This is a genomic window from Streptomyces sp. TM32 (genome assembly GCF_004122755.1).
Classification (GTDB): Bacteria; Actinomycetota; Actinomycetes; order Streptomycetales; family Streptomycetaceae; genus Streptomyces; species Streptomyces sioyaensis.
This window is the reverse complement of the sequence record NZ_SDIG01000161.1, coordinates 1-14933: the sequence shown is the minus strand read 5'-3', so window position 1 is coordinate 14933 and position 14933 is coordinate 1. Positions and strand designations below refer to the sequence as shown.

Here is a 14933-nt window from a genome sequence, read left to right as displayed (position 1 = left end):
CGGCCTGGGCAATGGGGTCACCCTGGAACCGCAACTCCTGCCCCTGGTGGCGGTCGGCCCCGCGGGTCGCGATCATCGCGGCCGTCGTGGTCGCGGCCGTGATCATCACCATCGTGCTCACCCGGCCGAGTGGCACCACGAGCGAGGTGTTCGCCCAGCCGGCCGCCTCGACCGGCCCGAACCCGGTCACCAAGTCGTCGGCGAACGAATCCACCCCGACCACGTCCGCCACGCCCAAGCAGTCCAGCGGCTCCAACAGCGAATTCTCGGGCGCGACACCCGGCCTCTACGGCGGGACCGAGAACAGCGCGAGCTGCGACGTCGAGAAGCAGATCACCTACCTCACCGACGCCCCCTCGAAGAACACGGCGTTCGCCGGCGTCGTGGGCGTCGCCCCGGGCGATGTCCCGCGCTATCTGCGGTCGCTGACGCCCGTACAGCTGGCCTATGACACCCGGGTCACCAACCACGGCTACAAGGACGGCAGGACCACCGAATTCCAGTCGGTCCTGCAGGCCGGCACCGCGGTCATGGTCGACTCGTACGGCGTGCCGCGGGTGCGCTGCAAGTGCGGGAACCCGCTGACGGCGCCGAAGGCCCTCAAGGGAAACGTGAAGACGGTCGGCACGAAGTGGCCCGGGTACCGGTCCTCGAACGCGGTCGTCGTCAAGCCCGCGAAGTCCAAGATCCAGGAATTCACGCTGCGCAACCCGAAGACGGGCACCTGGTTCAAGCGCCCCCAGGGAACCACCGGCACGTCCGACCACCCGACCTCCCCGCCGTCCGAGACGCCCAGCGGGCCCTCCTCCTCCCAGCCGCCGCCGAACGAGTCCCCGTCGTCCGGCGAGACGTCCTCCGGGACCACCGGCTCCCCGGGTACGAGCACCGGCACGACCACCGGGCAGCCGCCGCAGACCACGGGAGGCAGCAACACCACCGGCGGGGAGCCCTCGTCGACCGGCGGCGGCACCGGTCCGGGCGGCGAGACCACCGGCGGGGAGACGTCGAGCGAAGGGGCGCAGGGCGGCGGTACGGGGACACCGGGCAGCGGCGGGTCACCCGGCGGCGGGGGCGGAACACCGCCGTCCAGCTGACGCTTCCGACCGGCGGACGCTCCGACCTGCTGACCCTGTCTCCCGCGGCCCCGTCGCGGGCGGCAGGGTCAGCCATGTGACCGAGGCCGGCCGCCGTTTGACCGAGATCGGCGCCGTTTGCCCCAGGCCGGCCACCGTCCGTGGCCGGCCACCGCCGTCTGCCCAACGGCCCGATATCGAACTGTGTCCTAATCAATCGGTGCACGGGACAACCAACTCGGCCAACACACCCTCTGCATATGCGGCGGGTGCATTGACAGCCCTGAATGTGACCCCTCAGGGCCGGGCTCCGCCACTGTCAGCTGTTCTGCTTTGGAGGACCCCCGTGCACGCCGCACCACGCCGCCACTCTGCCCGGTTGATACCCGCCCTGACCGCGGCGGCCGCACTGTTGAGCGCGTGCGGGCCGGGTACGGACACCTCGAAGGCCGACGAACCGTCGACCAAGGTGACCGTCACCCCGGCCGCCGGAACCAAGTCGGCCAAGCTCGGCTCGCGCATATCCGTGCGGGCCGACGGCGGAAAGCTCACCTCCGTCGAGGTCAAGACCGACAAGGGTGACAAGGTCGCCGGGCGGCTCGCCGGTGACGGCACGTCATGGACCTCGGACGGCAAGGTCGCGCCGCAGACCACCTACACCGTGCACACCAAGGCGAAGTCGGCCAAGGGCAAGGAGTCCTCCGGCACCTCGGACTTCACCACGCAGCAGGCCGACAAGGTCAACAAGCTGACCAACACCCCGGGCGGCGGCCAGACCGTGGGCACCGGAATGCCGGTCTCGATCCTCTTCGACCACCCGATAGCCAAGGACCGGCGCGCCGAGATCGAGAAGGCGCTGACCGTCACCAGCCAGCCGAAGGTCCAGGGTGCCTGGGGCTGGGTCAAGGACTACTCCGGCAAGGACCGGATCGACTGGCGGCCCAAGGACTACTGGCCGGCCGGCACCAAGGTCTCCGTGAAGGGCGCGCTGTCCGGGATCAACTCCGGCACGGACGGCGGCTGGTTCACCCGGGACTACAACTTCGGCTTCACCATCGGCAAGGACCGCAAGGCCGTCATCGATGTCCCGTCACACACCCTGACGATGTACGAGAACGGCAAGAACGTCGGCAGCATCAAGGGCTCCGCGGGCTCCCCCGAGGCCCCGACCCGCGGCGGGGTGCACACGGTGCGCAGCAAGAACGCGGCCGAGACGATGGACTCCGCCACCATCGGCTACGGCGACAAGTGGAAGCTGCCCTCCAAGTGGGTCACCCACATGACGGCGTCCGGGACCTTCCTGCACTCCGCCCCGTGGAACAAGTCGATCGGTGTGGAGAACAACAGCCACGGCTGCTTCGGCATGACCACCTCGGACGCCAAGAAGATCTACGACTTCCTCCCGATCGGCTCCACGGTCGAGGTGAAGGGCACCAGCAGCACCGCCAAGACCGACGTCGGCAACGGCCTGGAGGTCTGGCAGGAGAGCTGGCAGCAGTGGCAGCAGCGCAGCGCGCTCGGCCACTGACCCGGGCGGCAGCACCGACCCGGGACCGACCCGCGCGGCGCAGGCTCATCTGCGGTGTCTGCCCTGCGGCCGGGCGCGGGTGAACAGCAGAAAGACGGTGGCCAGGACGGCGACGGCCTGGGCGAGGGCGGCGATCTTCTTGTCCCTGATCCAGGCCGGTTCGTACATGTTCGGCACCGGCCCCAGCGTGCCGACGTCCACGTAGGTGTACAGGAGCAGCAGCGCGAGGCCGCCCGTGGCGACCAGCCAGGCGAAGAGGTCGACCGCCGGCCGCCGCCAGACCAGCACCAGCAGGGCGGCGATTGCGGCGAGGACGGCCTCGACGCGGAAGAGGGTGCCCTGGCCGATGGTCGCGGTGACCGCGTCGTACTGGGCGGCGAGCCGGGCATGGACGGCGGCGTCCACGGCCAGCCCGGCCGCCGCGAGCACCCGCGCGATGCCGCGGGCGACCCGGCGTCCCCGCCCGCGCCCCGGTACGGCGCCGTGCTCCGGTGCGGAGCTGTCTGGTGCCACGGCATCTCCAAACCTCATGGTGAGCGGCGGTCGAGCGGTCAGCGGACGGTGAGCGTGCCCTTCATGTACGGGTGGATCGAGCAGATGAAGGGGTAGCTGCCGGCCTTGCCCGGAGCCTTGAAGGTGACGGTCTTGCCCGACCCGATGCTGCCGGTGTCGAAGGCCTTCGAGCCGGTGGCCGTCACGGTGTGGGTGGTGGAGTCCTCGTTGACCACGGTGACCGTGCCGCCCGGCCGAACGGACAGGGCGGCCGGCTTGAAGGCGAAGTCCTTGATGATCAGGCGTGCGGTGGCCGGGGCCGCGCCGGTCGGCCCCGCGGTCACCGTCGGCACGGAGGGGGTGCGGGACCGGGCCGGGGCGGTGCCGCCGCCGCTGTTCGTACAGCTGCCGAGGCCCACGGTGCACAGCGCGACGGCGGCCAGGGCGACGGCCGGGCCGGCGGTTCTCCTCATCGGGCGTCCTTCTCCTTCGGTCCGTCCGGTCCGGCCCCGGGCGGGCCACCTCCTGACTCAATAGACAGCAGACGCCGCCGCCCGGCCATCCGGGCGGCGGCGTTCGGCGTACACCCGCCCCTCCGGGGGGGCCGGGCGGCGGGGTGCGGCGTGCGGCCCCCCGGAGGGGCGGGTCTCGACGGCGGCGGCCGGCCGGTCCGTGGATCCCGACGGCCGGTCGGCCGACCCCGCCGGCGGGTCAGCCGATCCCGCCGGTCGTCCGGCGGTAGGTGGAGCGGCGGTCCTCGATCCGGTCCCAGCGGTCGCCGTAGACGTTCTCGACGACCTGTGGCTGCCGCAGGAAGTCGTGCGGGAAGCCGAGGGAGACCGCGCTGGTCCGGTCGAGCCGCGCCAGCGCGTCGGCGTCGAGCGTGACCTCGACCGCGCCGAGGTTGTCGCGGAGCTGGCTCTCCTTGGTGGCGGCGATGATCGGGATGACGGTGCCGGGCCGGCCGCGCAGCCACGCCAGCGCCACCTGCGCCGGGCTCCAGCCGCCCTGCTCGGCGATCTCCAGCACCGCGGTGACGGTCTCCTCCGCCCGGGGGTCGCGTGGGCCGTCCGCGGCCTCGCCGTCCAGCCGGCCGGTCTCCCCGCGGCGGTACTTGCCGGTGAGCTTGCCGGCCGCGAGCGGCGCCCAGGCCAGCACGGCCAGATCGAAGGCGCGGGCCTGCGGCAGCAGTTCCCGTTCCGGCGTCCGCTCCAGCAGGTTGTAGCGCAGCTGCGAGCCCGCGAACGCGGTCCAGCCGCGCAGCTCGGCGAGGGTGTTGGCCTGGGCGATCTCCCAGGCTGACCAGTCGGAGACGCCGACATGGAGCACCTTGCCCGACCGCACCACGTCGTCGAGCGCCCGCATCACCTCCTCCACGGGCGTGAAGTGGTCCCGTGCGTGCACCCACAGCACATCGACGTGGTCGGTGCGCAGCCGCTCCAGGCTGGCCTCCACCGAACGGACCAGGTTCTTGCGGTGGTTGCCCGCGGCGTTCACGTCGCCCTTGCGGGTCGCGCAGGTGTACTTGGTAGCCAGCACGAAGTTGTCGCGGCGGCCTTCGAGCAGCTCGCCCAGGATCCGCTCCGAGGAGCCCTCGGTGTAGTTGTTGGCGGTGTCGATGAAGTTGCCGCCCGCGTCCGCATAGGCGTCCAGGATCCGGCTGCTGGTGTCCTTGTCGGTGCCCCATCCCCGGCCGCCGCCCATGGTCATGGTCCCCAGGCTCAGCTCGCTCACCCGCAGGCCGGTCCTGCCGAACAGTGTGTACCGCACGATGTCCCCTTCGTTCCGCGACAGGTGGTCACGTCCTGCGCCCACGCTAGGAGCTGGAGTGCACTCCACAGCAAGGCACGGCGGCGGGCGCGTCCCCGGCGGCGGTGGCCCATGTCACCCGCGGGAGTCCGGGGGCCAGAAGGGAGATCGGACTTACTCGTCTAGGGTGGCAGGTGCAACTGGTTCGCCCTGCCCGCCAGGCAGGCGCGTCGCAAGAGGGAACCCGGTGGAATTCCGGGACTGCCCCGCAGCGGTGAGTGGGAACGACCGCCGTCATACGCACTGGACCCGGCCGGGTCTGGGAAGCGACGGCCAGTAGATGTCCGCCTCGGCGGATGTGCCCACGAGTCCGAAGACCTGCCAGTGCCCCCGTGCGACCGGCGCACGGGGCGATCTCGGTGACCTCGAGGGAAGGTCGGCGGACACCACAGGCGGGCACGGACGGCGAGTTGGCGCCGCGGCCCGCACGGTTCGCCGTCCCTTCGCGCGCTCGACCCGTCCCGGGATCCATGGAGACATACTCGCGAAGGAGAGTTCCGTGACCAGCACATCCGCCGCCGCGGCCGCCCGCGCCACCGTCCACGGCTACCCCCGGCAGGGACCGCACCGGGAACTGAAGAAGGCCGTCGAGGGCTACTGGAAGGGCCGCGTCAGCGCCGATGCCCTCGGGAAGACCGCCGCCGCACTGCGCCGCGACACCTGGCAACAGCTCGCCGAGGCCGGTGTCCACGAGGTGCCGACCGGCGACTTCTCGTACTACGACCACGTCCTGGACACCACCGTGATGGTGGGGGCGATTCCGGCCCGGCACCGCGCCGCGGTGGCCGCCGACCCCCTGGACGGCTACTTCGCGATGGCCCGCGGCACCCAGGACGTGGCGCCGCTGGAGATGACCAAGTGGTTCGACACCAACTATCACTATCTGGTACCGGAGTTGGGACCGGACACGGTCTTCGCCGCGGACTCCGTCAAGCAGGTGACCGAACTGCGGGAGGCGCTCGCGCTCGGCCTCACCGCCCGCCCGGTGCTGGTCGGTCCGGTCAGCTACCTTCTGCTGGCCAAGCCCGCGCCCGGTGTCGCGGCCGGCTTCGACCCGCTGACGCTGCTCGACCGGCTGCTGCCCGTCTACGCCGAGGTGCTCGCCGATCTGCGGGCGGCCGGCGCCCACTGGGTGCAGCTGGACGAACCGGCCCTGGTGCAGGACCGCTCCCCCGCCGAACTCGACGCCTCGGCCCGCGCCTACCGGGACCTCGGTGCGCTCACCGACCGCCCGCAGCTGCTGGTCGCCTCGTACTTCGACCGGCTGGGCGAGGCGCTGCCGGTGCTGGCCAAGGCGCCCGTCGAGGGCCTGGCGCTGGACTTCACCGGCGCCGCGGCCGGCAACCTCGCCGACCTCGCGGCGGCCGGGGGGCTGCCCGGCAAGCGGCTGGTCGCCGGGGTCGTCAACGGCCGCAACGTATGGCTCAACGACTTCGAGAAGTCGCTGGCCACCCTGGGGACGCTGCTCGGTCTGGCCGAGCGGGTCGATGTGTCGTCGTCCTGCTCGCTGCTGCACGTCCCGCTGGACGTCGGGGTGGAGCGGGAGATCGACCCGCAGATCGCCCGCTGGCTGGCGTTCGCCCGGCAGAAGACCGCCGAGGTCGTGACGCTGGCGCGCGGTCTGAGCCGGGGCACCGGCGCGATCGCCGCCGAACTCGCCGCCAACCGGGCGGACCTGGCGGCCCGCGCCCGTTCGCAGCTCACGCACGACCCGGCGGTACGGGCCCGGGCCGCGGCCGTCACCGACGCCGACTGCCGCCGCTCCCAGCCGTACGCCGAGCGGGCCGCCGCCCAGCGCGCCCACCTCGGGCTGCCGCTGCTGCCGACCACGACCATCGGCTCGTTCCCGCAGACCGACCAGCTGCGCGGGGCCCGCGCCGCGCTGCGGGCCGGGCGGATCGACGCCGCCGTCTACGACGAGCGGATCGCGGCCGAGATCCGCGAGGTCCTCGCCTTCCAGGAGAAGGCCGGACTCGACGTCCTGGTGCACGGGGAGCCCGAGCGCAATGACATGGTCCAGTACTTCGCCGAGCAGCTGACCGGCGCGCTCACCACCCAGCACGGCTGGGTGCAGTCCTACGGCACCCGCTGTGTCCGCCCGCCGATCCTGGCCGGTGACCTCTCCCGCCCCGAGCCGATGACGGTGCGCTGGACGCGGTACGCCCAGTCGCTCACCGACCGCCCGGTCAAGGGCATGCTCACCGGACCGGTCACCATGCTCGCCTGGTCCTTCGTCCGCGACGACCAGCCGCTCGCGGACACCGCCCGCCAGATGGCGCTCGCCCTGCGCGACGAGGTCAACGACCTTGAGGCGGCGGGGAGTGCAGTGATCCAGGTCGACGAGCCGGCGTTGCGGGAGACGCTGCCGCTGCGCGCTGCCGGCCATGCGGAGTACCTGGCCTGGGCGACCGAGGCATTCCGCCTCACCACCGGCGGGGTCCGTCCGGACACCCAGATCCACACCCATATGTGCTACGCGGAGTTCGGCGACATCCTCCGGGCCATCGACGACCTCGACGCCGACGTCATCAGCCTGGAGGCGGCCCGCTCCCATATGCAGGTCGCCGGGGAGCTCGCCACGGCCCGGTATCCGCGCGAGGTGGGGCCGGGCGTCTACGACATCCACTCCCCGCGCGTGCCCGGCGTACACGAGGCAACAGCCCTACTGCGCAAGGGACTTGAGGCGATACCGGCCGAGCGGCTGTGGGTCAACCCGGACTGCGGCCTCAAGACCCGCGGCTGGCCCGAGGTGCGCGCCGCGCTGGAGAACCTGGTCGCGGCGGCCCGCGGGATCCGCGACGGACTGCCCGGCGCGGCTTCCTGAGCCGGCCGGGCTGATCCGACCGGACGGATCCGACCGGGCCGGGGGGGCGCCCGCAGGGGTCGGCCCCGCCCGGGGCACGGGGATCCGGCCAACTTGGCCGGATCCCCGGCTACTCCCGGCCACCGGCCCCCGTTCCGCGCCGTACCGCACGAGAGGGCCCCCACGGGCCCGGCCTGCCCGGCAACGCCGATTCCCGCCCTCCCCGTACGCCGTCGTGCCACGTAATCCCCACCCCCGGGAGTTTGAATGGGACAAGACGCCTGATCGCATGAAAGTCCGTACGAAAGACCTTTGAGGGGTGAGCTGTTCGCTACGTTCCCCTTGCGACGCACTCCTCCCCGTCACCGTGCGGCGCACCACGTCCGCAGCACCCACGAAGCACGGGAAAGAGGCCTGTCATGCAACGCGTCCTCAGCCGGTTTCTTCTGGTTCTCGGCCTGCTCACGGCCCTGCTCGGCGGGTTGACCGCCGGCTCCGCCTCCGCCGCCTCCGTCCCCTACCACATCTTCAACAACGCGACCGGCGGCAGCCTGCTGCCCTACGGCTACGGCAGCGACTCCTCCGACGGCATCCTCATGTACGTCTGGAACCCCGGCCTCACGGCCGGCGGTGACGAGTGGACCTTCGAGGACGTCGGCGGGTCCTACCTCATCCGGAACACCAGGACCGGTAAGTGCCTGAAGCCGGGCGGGCCGTGGTACGGCAAGACGTATGTGACCCAGGGGGCGTGCAACACCAACCTGGAGTTCCAGTGGGGGCTCCAGGTGCGGGGCTCCGACGGCGCGTACAAGATCACCTCGCGCTCCTCGCACCAGGTGATGACGCCGTACTACGGCACTGCGCTCGGCGAGGTCGTCGTTCTCGAAGCCGACAGCAGCGTCACGAAGAACTGGTGGTCCATCACCCCGGTCTGACGACCGCGACAGCGGAGAACGGGGCACCCGCCGCGTGCGGCAGGTGCCCCGTTCGTCATGGCCAAGGGCAGGGCGGGCCCACTCAGCCGGTGATGATCGCCGGGTCGCTGACGCCCGGCTCGCCGTTCTCCACATGGCCGGCGAACCGGCGCAGGAAGGTCTTGTCCGTGTCGGAGGTGACCGACAGGTCGTACCAGCGCTTGCTGGCGCGCAGGTCGAGCGGCTTCTTGACGGTGGCCCCCGCGCGCACGGGGTAGGTCTCGCTCGCCCCGCCGTAGGCGTTGGTGACGGTGAGGTGGCAGTCGGTGCCGGTGTGGTTGGTCAGGGTGAGGACGAGGCGGCCGGCGGTCGCGTCGTGGCGGGCGGTCACCTCGGGGCCGGTCTTCTTGCCGTCGCCCTTGAAGGTGCGCAGGAAGCCGTTCGGGCCGAAGACCGTCAGGTCGTAGCCGCCCTTGGAGTACGAGGTGTTCCAGGTGTCGGAGATCTTCTTGCCGGCCTCCGTGGTGTACGTCCAGGGGCCGTCGGTGCGGTTCCCCGCGGTGACGGTGAAGCAGGCACCGGCCTTGTCACCGCTCTTGAAGGTGAGGGTGTAGCGCCCCGTGGAGGGGGTGGCGGACCCGTCGACGAGCGGCGCGTACGGCAGCGGGCGGGACGGCCGGGAGCCCGGCTCCTGCTTGGGCAGGACGGGGTTGGCGGGCGGCTTCGGCACGTAGCTGTCGTGCCGGTCGTTGTCCGGCGGCCGGTAGCCGTCGGTGGCCGGCAGCGCGGCCGGCTTGGCGTTCTCCAGGCCGAAGTCGAAGGCGGAGGTCAGATCGCCGCTGATGGCGCGCCGCCAGGGCGAGATGTTCGGCTCGTGCACCCCGAAGCGGCGCTCCATGAACCGGATGATGGAGGTGTGGTCGAAGACCTCGGAGCAGACGTAGCCGCCGGTGCTCCAGGGCGAGACGACGAGCATCGGGACGCGCTGGCCGAAGCCGTAGGGCCCGGCGGAGTAGGTCGCGTTGCCGCCGAAGGAGTCGAGCTTGGTGTCCACGGTGGACAGACCCTGGTCGGCGGAGGCCGGCGGGAACGGCGGGAGGACGTGGTCGAAGTAACCGTCGTTCTCGTCGTAGGTGATGAACAGGGCGGTCTTGCTCCACACCTCGGGGTTGGAGGTGAGCGCGTCCAGCACCTGGGAGACGTACCAGGCACCGTAGTTCGCGGGCCAGTTGGGGTGCTCGGAGAAGGCCTCGGGGGCGGCGATATAGGAGACCTGGGGCAGCTTGCCGGCCTTCACATCGGCCTTGAGCTGGTCGAAGAAGCCGTCGCCCTGCTTGGCGTTGGTGCCGGTGCGGGCCTTGTCGTAGAGCGGGTCGCCGGGCTTGGCGTCGCGGTACTGGTTGAAGAAGAGCAGCGAGTTGTCGCCGTAGGTGCCGCGGTAGGCGTCCTCGATCCAGCCCCACTTGCCCTCGGCGTCCAGGCCGTCACCGATGTCCTGGTAGACCTTCCAGGAGATCCCGGCCTTCTCCAGCCGCTCCGGGTACGTGGTCCAGCTGTACCCCTCCTCCTCGTTGCCCAGGACCGGGCCGCCACCCGAGCCGTCGTTGCCGACGTGGCCGGAGAACATGTAGTAGCGGTTGGGGTCGGTGGCCCCGATGATCGAGCAGTGGTACGAGTCGCAGATGGTGAAGGCGTCCGCGAGCGCGTAGTGGAACGGGATGTCCTTGCGGGTCAGGTACGCCATCGTGCCGGTGCCCTTGGCCGGGACCCAGCTGTCGTACTTGCCGTCGTTCCAGGCCTTGTGGCCGCCCGCCCAGTCGTGGTTGAGGCCCTCGATGAACTGCATGCCGAGGTCCTCGGCGTCCGGGTGGTAGGGCAGGACGTCCTTGGAGCCGTCGGACTGGTGCCAGACGGACTTGCCGTTCTCAAGGATCAGCGGCCGCGGGTCACCGAAGCCGCGTACGCCCTTGAGCGAGCCGAAGTAGTGGTCGAAGGAACGGTTCTCCTGCATCAGGACGACCACGTGCTCGACGTCGTGCAGGGAACCGGAGCGTCGCGCGGCGGGGATGGCTGCGGCACGGGCGATGCTGCTCGACAGGGCCGAGACGCCCGCGGTCGCGCCGGCGATCTGGAGGAAACGCCGCCGATTCAGTTCAGGCATGAGATGGGGAACCTCGTGGTGTGTTCGGGATTTCGCGATGGTGGGGGTGATGGTGTGCGGTGCTGGAGGGATCAGTGGGAAGTACAGCGTCAGCAGAGTGTTCCAAGAGGAACGAGCATCGGGGAAGGGGGTGTGACACGGGTGTGACATATCGCGGTACGCACGGCGAACACACTGGTCGGGCAGGAGAAGGCAGCGAGAACCGGCCGCGACGGACGAGGAGAGCGCGATGAGTCAGGGAGCCGCGGGAGACGACGGGACGCTCCCGCCCGATGAGGTGGCGGCGGGCAACACCGCGCAGGCCGAGGCGTGGAACGGCCCGAACGGGCAGTACTGGGTCCGGCGGCGGGAACACCTGGAGGAACGGTACCGCCGGCTCACGCCGCGGCTGATGGCGGCGGCCGGGATCCGGGCGGACAGCCGGGTGTTGGACGTCGGATGCGGCAGCGGCGGCACGAGCCTGGCGGCGGGGCGGGCCGCTCCCGAGGGGTCGGTGCTCGGTGTCGACCTGTCGCGGCCGATGCTGGCCGAGGCCCGGCAGCAGGCCGCGGCGGCCGGACTGTCACAGGTCGCCTTCGAGGAGGGCGACGCCCAGATCCACCACTTCGCCGACGGCGCGTTCGATGTCGTGCTCAGCCGCTTCGGCGTGATGTTCTTCGCCGATCCGCGGGCGGCCTTCCGCAACCTCGCCCGCGCCCTGCGTCCGGGCGGCCGGCTGGCCTTCCTGTGCTGGCGGGAGCTGCGTGAGAACGCCTATCTGACCGTGCCGTTCGCCGCCCTCGCCCCGTATGTGCAGCTGCCCGACCTCGGGGCTCCGGGCGAGCCCGGGCCGTTCTCCCTCGCCGCTGCCGACCGGATCACCGCGCTGCTGGGCGGCGCCGGATTCGAGGAGATCTCACTCACCGCGGTCGACGAGCCGATGTGGATGGGCACCGACGCGGACGACGCGGTGGCCTCGCTGACCGCCATGCCGATGGCGCAGGAGATGCTGTCCGGGGTGGACGAGGAGACCGGGACCCGGGCGCGTGCCGCGCTCCGGGACGCGATGACCGCGCACCTCGGCCCGGACGGGGCCACCCTCGGCTGCGCGGCCTGGCTGGTGACGGCGCGGCGGCGGTGAACTGCGCGGCGGGCCGGTCCGGCAGTGGCGGGACGCCCCATCCCCTACGCACAGAGGGAAACCGGCGGCCCGCCCCGTCCCGCACGCACCGGCGGGAACGGGGCGGGCCACCGGTTTCCTGTGCTCCGCGCCGTCCGGCGTAATGACGGAGCGTCAGGCGACCGACACCGACGCCGCCTCCGGGGCTGCGCCGGCGGCCGCCTCGGGCACGGGCTCGACGAGCGGCTCGGCGGGGACCGGCGGCGGCACCGTGGGCTGGCCCTTCGTGTCGGGCACGCTGCGCAGCGGGGTGCGGGCCGTCAGCCGGGATTTGCGGGCCGCCTCGACCCGGCGGGTGAACCAGATGACCTTGCCCTCGGGGGTGCCGCAGGTACCCCAACTGTCGCTCAGCGCGGCCACCGTGGAGAGCCCGCCACCGGCGGCGCTGAGAAGCTTGGGCAGCCGGGGCCCCTCGTCGGCGACGGAGGCCGTGAGGTGGCGGCCGGTCCACCGGAGTTCGACGACGCACCGGGCGTCCGGCCCGATATGGCGATGGACGTTGGTCAGGAGTTCCGCCACTCCCCGGCACACGGGCGGGATATGCAGCTCAAGATCCCAGTAGCGCAGATGCGCGGCGAGAATCCGCCGGATCTGCGGCACACGCTCCGCCGAAGCATGCAGTTCGACCGTGTAGTGCCGGTCGCCGGGAAGTGTCATGTCGTGGCTCCTCACCGCGAGGCTCACGCCCTTCACCTCGTTGGACCAACGAACCCCGAACACGAAGAGTGAGCATTTATCACGTATGGGTCATTTGTCATGGTGACCCGGCGGGGCGGGTTCCGCAACAGATCTTGGAGCTCGCGGGCCCTTCCCGGCCGCCCCTCACCCGGTCCCCTCCTGGCGGGCCCGCAGCCGCGGCAGGACCTTGTCCGCGGTGAGCGGGAGGTCGCGCAGCCGGATGCCGGTGGCGTGCCGGAAGGCATTGGCGACGGCCGCCGCGGTGCCGACGATGCCGATCTCCCCGATGCCCTTGCTGCCCATGGGGTTGAGGTGCGGGTCCTCCTCGTCGAGCCAGTGCGCCTCGATCTGCGGGACGTCGGCGCAGACCGGCACGTGGTAGGAGGCCAGATCGCACTCGGCGAAGTCCCCGAACGCGGGGTCCAGCCGGCTCCCCTCCATGAGCGCCATCCCCAGCCCCATGGTCATCCCGCCGATGAACTGGGAGCGCGCCGTACGGGAGTTGAGGATCCGGCCGGCCGCGTAGACGCCCAGCAGCCGGCGCAGCCGGACCTCGCCGGAGACGGTGTCGGCCTGGACCTCGGCGAACGTGGCCCCGAAGGCGTGCCGGGCGTAGGGGGACCGTTCGGCCGCCTCCTGACGGGTGTCGGCGACGGCCGTCAGCCCACCGGCCGGCAACGGCCCGTCGTGGTGGCGCAGTTGTGCCCGCAGCGCCATACAGGCCTTGTGGACGGCCCAGCCCCACGAGGCGGTGCCCATGGAGCCGCCGGCCAGCATCGCGGGCGGCAGATCGCTGTTGCCGATCTCGATGTGGACCCGCTCCTCGGGCACGGTCAGCGCGGCGGCGGCGATCTGCGCGAGGACGGTACGGGCGCCGGTGCCGATGTCCGTGGCGTTCACCCGGACCCGGTAGCTGCCGTCGGCGGCGGCCTGCGCCTCGGCGCTGGACGGGGCGACGTAGACCGGGTACGTGGCGGCCGCGACGCCGGTGCCGAGCAGCAGGTCTCCCTCGCGCCGTACGCCCGGCCGGGGATCCCTGGGCAGCCAGCCGAAGCGCTTGGCGCCCTCCCGGAGACAGCCGATGAGATGCCGGCTGCTGAAGGCGCGGTCGCTGTCCGGTTCGGTGTCCGGCTCGTTGCGCAGCCGCAGTTCGACGGGGTCGACGTCGAGCAGCACGGCGAGTTCGTCGACGGCCGACTCCAGGGCGTACATCCCGGGGGCCTCGCCCGGCGCGCGCATCCAGGAGGGGGTGGGGACGTCGAGCGGGACGACGCGGTGCACGGTCCGGCTGTTCGGCGAGGTGTACATCATGCGTGCCGGGACCGCGGCCTGCTCGACGAACTCCTTGACGGTGGAGGTGTGGGTGGCGATCTCGTGCGCGAGGGCGGTGAGCACCCCGTCGTCGCCTGCCCCCAGGCGCACCCGCTGGACGGTGGGCGCGCGATGGCCGACGACCGCGGCCATCTCACGGCGCGGCAGGGAGAGTTTGACCGGGCGCCCGGTGTGGCGGGCGGCCATCGCGGCCAGGACGACCTGGGGGCGGGGCGTCCCCTTGGAGCCGAAGCCGCCGCCGACGTGCTCCGAGACGACCGTGACCCGGTTCGTGTCCAGCGAGAACAGTGCGGCAAGGTCCTCGCAGACCTTGGTGGCGCCCTGGCTGGAGTCGTGGACGGTCAGCCGGCCGTCGCTCCATTGGGCGGTGGAGGCGTGCGGTTCCATGGGGTGGTTGTGCAGCGGGGGGACGGTGTAGGTGGCGTCGACGGTGACCGGTGCGGCGGCGAACGCCCCCTCGAAGTCGCCGCGTTCCCGGGTCCCGGGGTAGCCGCCGTTGGCGGTCTCGGCCTCGTACAGCCCCGGATGGCCGGCCGTCAGCAGCACGTCGTGGTCCTCGGTCGCATAGCTGACGCGGACGGCCTCGGCGGCGGCGCGGGCGGTTTCGAGGCTGTCGGCGACGGCGAGCGCGACGTACCAGCCGCGGTGCGGCACCCGGTCGTCCTGGAGCAGCGACAGCGTCGGGTCGTCGCCGACCGCGAGGCGGGGTGCGTTCTCGTGGGTCAGCACCGCGCACACCCCCGGCAGCGCGAGCGCCCCCTCGGCGTCCACGGCGGTGATCCGGCCCCGGGCGACGGTCGCGGCCACCGGCCAGGCGTAGGCGCAACCCGGCGGGGTGTGTTCGGCCGCGTAACGGGCGGTGCCGGTGACCTTCTCCCGGCCCTCCCGCCGGGCGAGCGGGGCGCCCAGGGGGTAGGGAGGTGGTCCGAGCGGGAACGGGTCGGGGCTCATGGTCGCGTCCTTGGGTCGGGGACGGGGGGACGG

At 71.9% G+C, this 14933-nt stretch carries 11 protein-coding genes and 1 riboswitch; of the genes, 5 read left to right on the top strand and 6 right to left on the bottom strand.

Annotated features, from left to right (window positions below; translation table 11 throughout):
* Window positions 1–1094, top strand: a 1094-nt coding sequence (locus tag EST92_RS31390; protein ID WP_161981772.1) for a DUF6777 domain-containing protein, incomplete at its 5' end; no start/stop codon positions are given.
* Window positions 1095–1419: 325 nt separating this feature from the next.
* Complete coding sequence (locus EST92_RS26240; protein WP_254069023.1) at window positions 1420–2601, top strand: Ig-like domain-containing protein; 1182 nt, start codon at window positions 1420–1422, stop codon at window positions 2599–2601.
* Window positions 2602–2646: 45 nt separating this feature from the next.
* On the opposite strand, the gene EST92_RS26235 is transcribed toward EST92_RS26240, so the two are convergent.
* The 3 genes from EST92_RS26235 to EST92_RS26225 all read right to left on the bottom strand — a co-directional run bounded on the left by EST92_RS26235 (window position 2647) and on the right by EST92_RS26225 (window position 4863).
* Complete coding sequence (locus EST92_RS26235) at window positions 2647–3114, bottom strand: hypothetical protein (RefSeq protein WP_129283250.1); 468 nt, start codon at window positions 3112–3114, stop codon at window positions 2647–2649.
* Window positions 3115–3152: 38 nt separating this feature from the next.
* Complete coding sequence (locus tag EST92_RS26230; RefSeq protein ID WP_129283249.1) at window positions 3153–3566, bottom strand: cupredoxin domain-containing protein; 414 nt, start codon at window positions 3564–3566, stop codon at window positions 3153–3155.
* A gap of 238 nt (window positions 3567–3804) precedes the next feature.
* Window positions 3805–4863, bottom strand: coding sequence for an aldo/keto reductase (locus tag EST92_RS26225; RefSeq protein WP_129283248.1), 1059 nt, complete (start codon window positions 4861–4863; stop codon window positions 3805–3807).
* Between the two features lie 163 nt (window positions 4864–5026).
* Window positions 5027–5243, top strand: a riboswitch (cobalamin riboswitch).
* 158 nt (window positions 5244–5401) lie between these two features.
* Here EST92_RS26225 and metE point away from each other — a divergent pair.
* Together metE and EST92_RS26215 are read left to right on the top strand one after the other, a co-directional pair.
* On the top strand, window positions 5402–7726 hold the full coding sequence (metE, locus tag EST92_RS26220) for a 5-methyltetrahydropteroyltriglutamate--homocysteine S-methyltransferase (protein WP_129283247.1): 2325 nt from the start codon (window positions 5402–5404) through the stop codon (window positions 7724–7726).
* 398 nt (window positions 7727–8124) lie between these two features.
* Window positions 8125–8640 (top strand): RICIN domain-containing protein, encoded by a 516-nt coding sequence (locus tag EST92_RS26215; RefSeq protein WP_129283246.1) that lies wholly within the window; start codon window positions 8125–8127, stop codon window positions 8638–8640.
* 82 nt (window positions 8641–8722) lie between these two features.
* On the opposite strand, the gene EST92_RS26210 is transcribed toward EST92_RS26215, so the two are convergent.
* Window positions 8723–10780 carry a phospholipase C, phosphocholine-specific gene (locus EST92_RS26210; RefSeq protein WP_129283245.1) on the bottom strand — a complete coding sequence of 686 codons (2058 nt, stop codon included), beginning with the start codon at window positions 10778–10780 and terminating at the stop codon, window positions 8723–8725.
* 229 nt (window positions 10781–11009) lie between these two features.
* Here EST92_RS26210 and EST92_RS26205 point away from each other — a divergent pair, with 229 nt between their 5' ends.
* Window positions 11010–11900, top strand: a complete 891-nt coding sequence (locus EST92_RS26205; RefSeq protein ID WP_129283244.1) for a class I SAM-dependent methyltransferase — start codon at window positions 11010–11012, stop codon at window positions 11898–11900.
* A 153-nt stretch (window positions 11901–12053) separates the two neighbouring features.
* On the opposite strand, the gene EST92_RS26200 is transcribed toward EST92_RS26205, so the two are convergent.
* Together EST92_RS26200 and EST92_RS26195 are read right to left on the bottom strand one after the other, a co-directional pair.
* Complete coding sequence (locus EST92_RS26200; protein ID WP_129283243.1) at window positions 12054–12596, bottom strand: ATP-binding protein; 543 nt, start codon at window positions 12594–12596, stop codon at window positions 12054–12056.
* Window positions 12597–12761: 165 nt separating this feature from the next.
* Window positions 12762–14900 carry a xanthine dehydrogenase family protein molybdopterin-binding subunit gene (locus EST92_RS26195; protein ID WP_129283242.1) on the bottom strand — a complete coding sequence of 713 codons (2139 nt, stop codon included), beginning with the start codon at window positions 14898–14900 and terminating at the stop codon, window positions 12762–12764.
* Window positions 14901–14933 lie beyond the last annotated feature (33 nt).

Excerpts from the sequence above, each read along its gene's own strand:
- EST92_RS26195 (WP_129283242.1), bottom strand. The coding sequence starts at position 14,900 with ATGAGCCCCGACCCGTTCCCGCTCGGACCACCTCCCTACCCCCTGGGC.
- EST92_RS26230 (WP_129283249.1), bottom strand. The coding sequence starts at position 3,566 with ATGAGGAGAACCGCCGGCCCGGCCGTCGCCCTGGCCGCCGTCGCGCTG.
- EST92_RS26210 (WP_129283245.1), bottom strand. The coding sequence starts at position 10,780 with ATGCCTGAACTGAATCGGCGGCGTTTCCTCCAGATCGCCGGCGCGACC.
- EST92_RS26215 (WP_129283246.1), top strand. The coding sequence starts at position 8,125 with ATGCAACGCGTCCTCAGCCGGTTTCTTCTGGTTCTCGGCCTGCTCACG.
- EST92_RS26205 (WP_129283244.1), top strand. The coding sequence starts at position 11,010 with ATGAGTCAGGGAGCCGCGGGAGACGACGGGACGCTCCCGCCCGATGAG.
- EST92_RS26200 (WP_129283243.1), bottom strand. The coding sequence starts at position 12,596 with ATGACACTTCCCGGCGACCGGCACTACACGGTCGAACTGCATGCTTCG.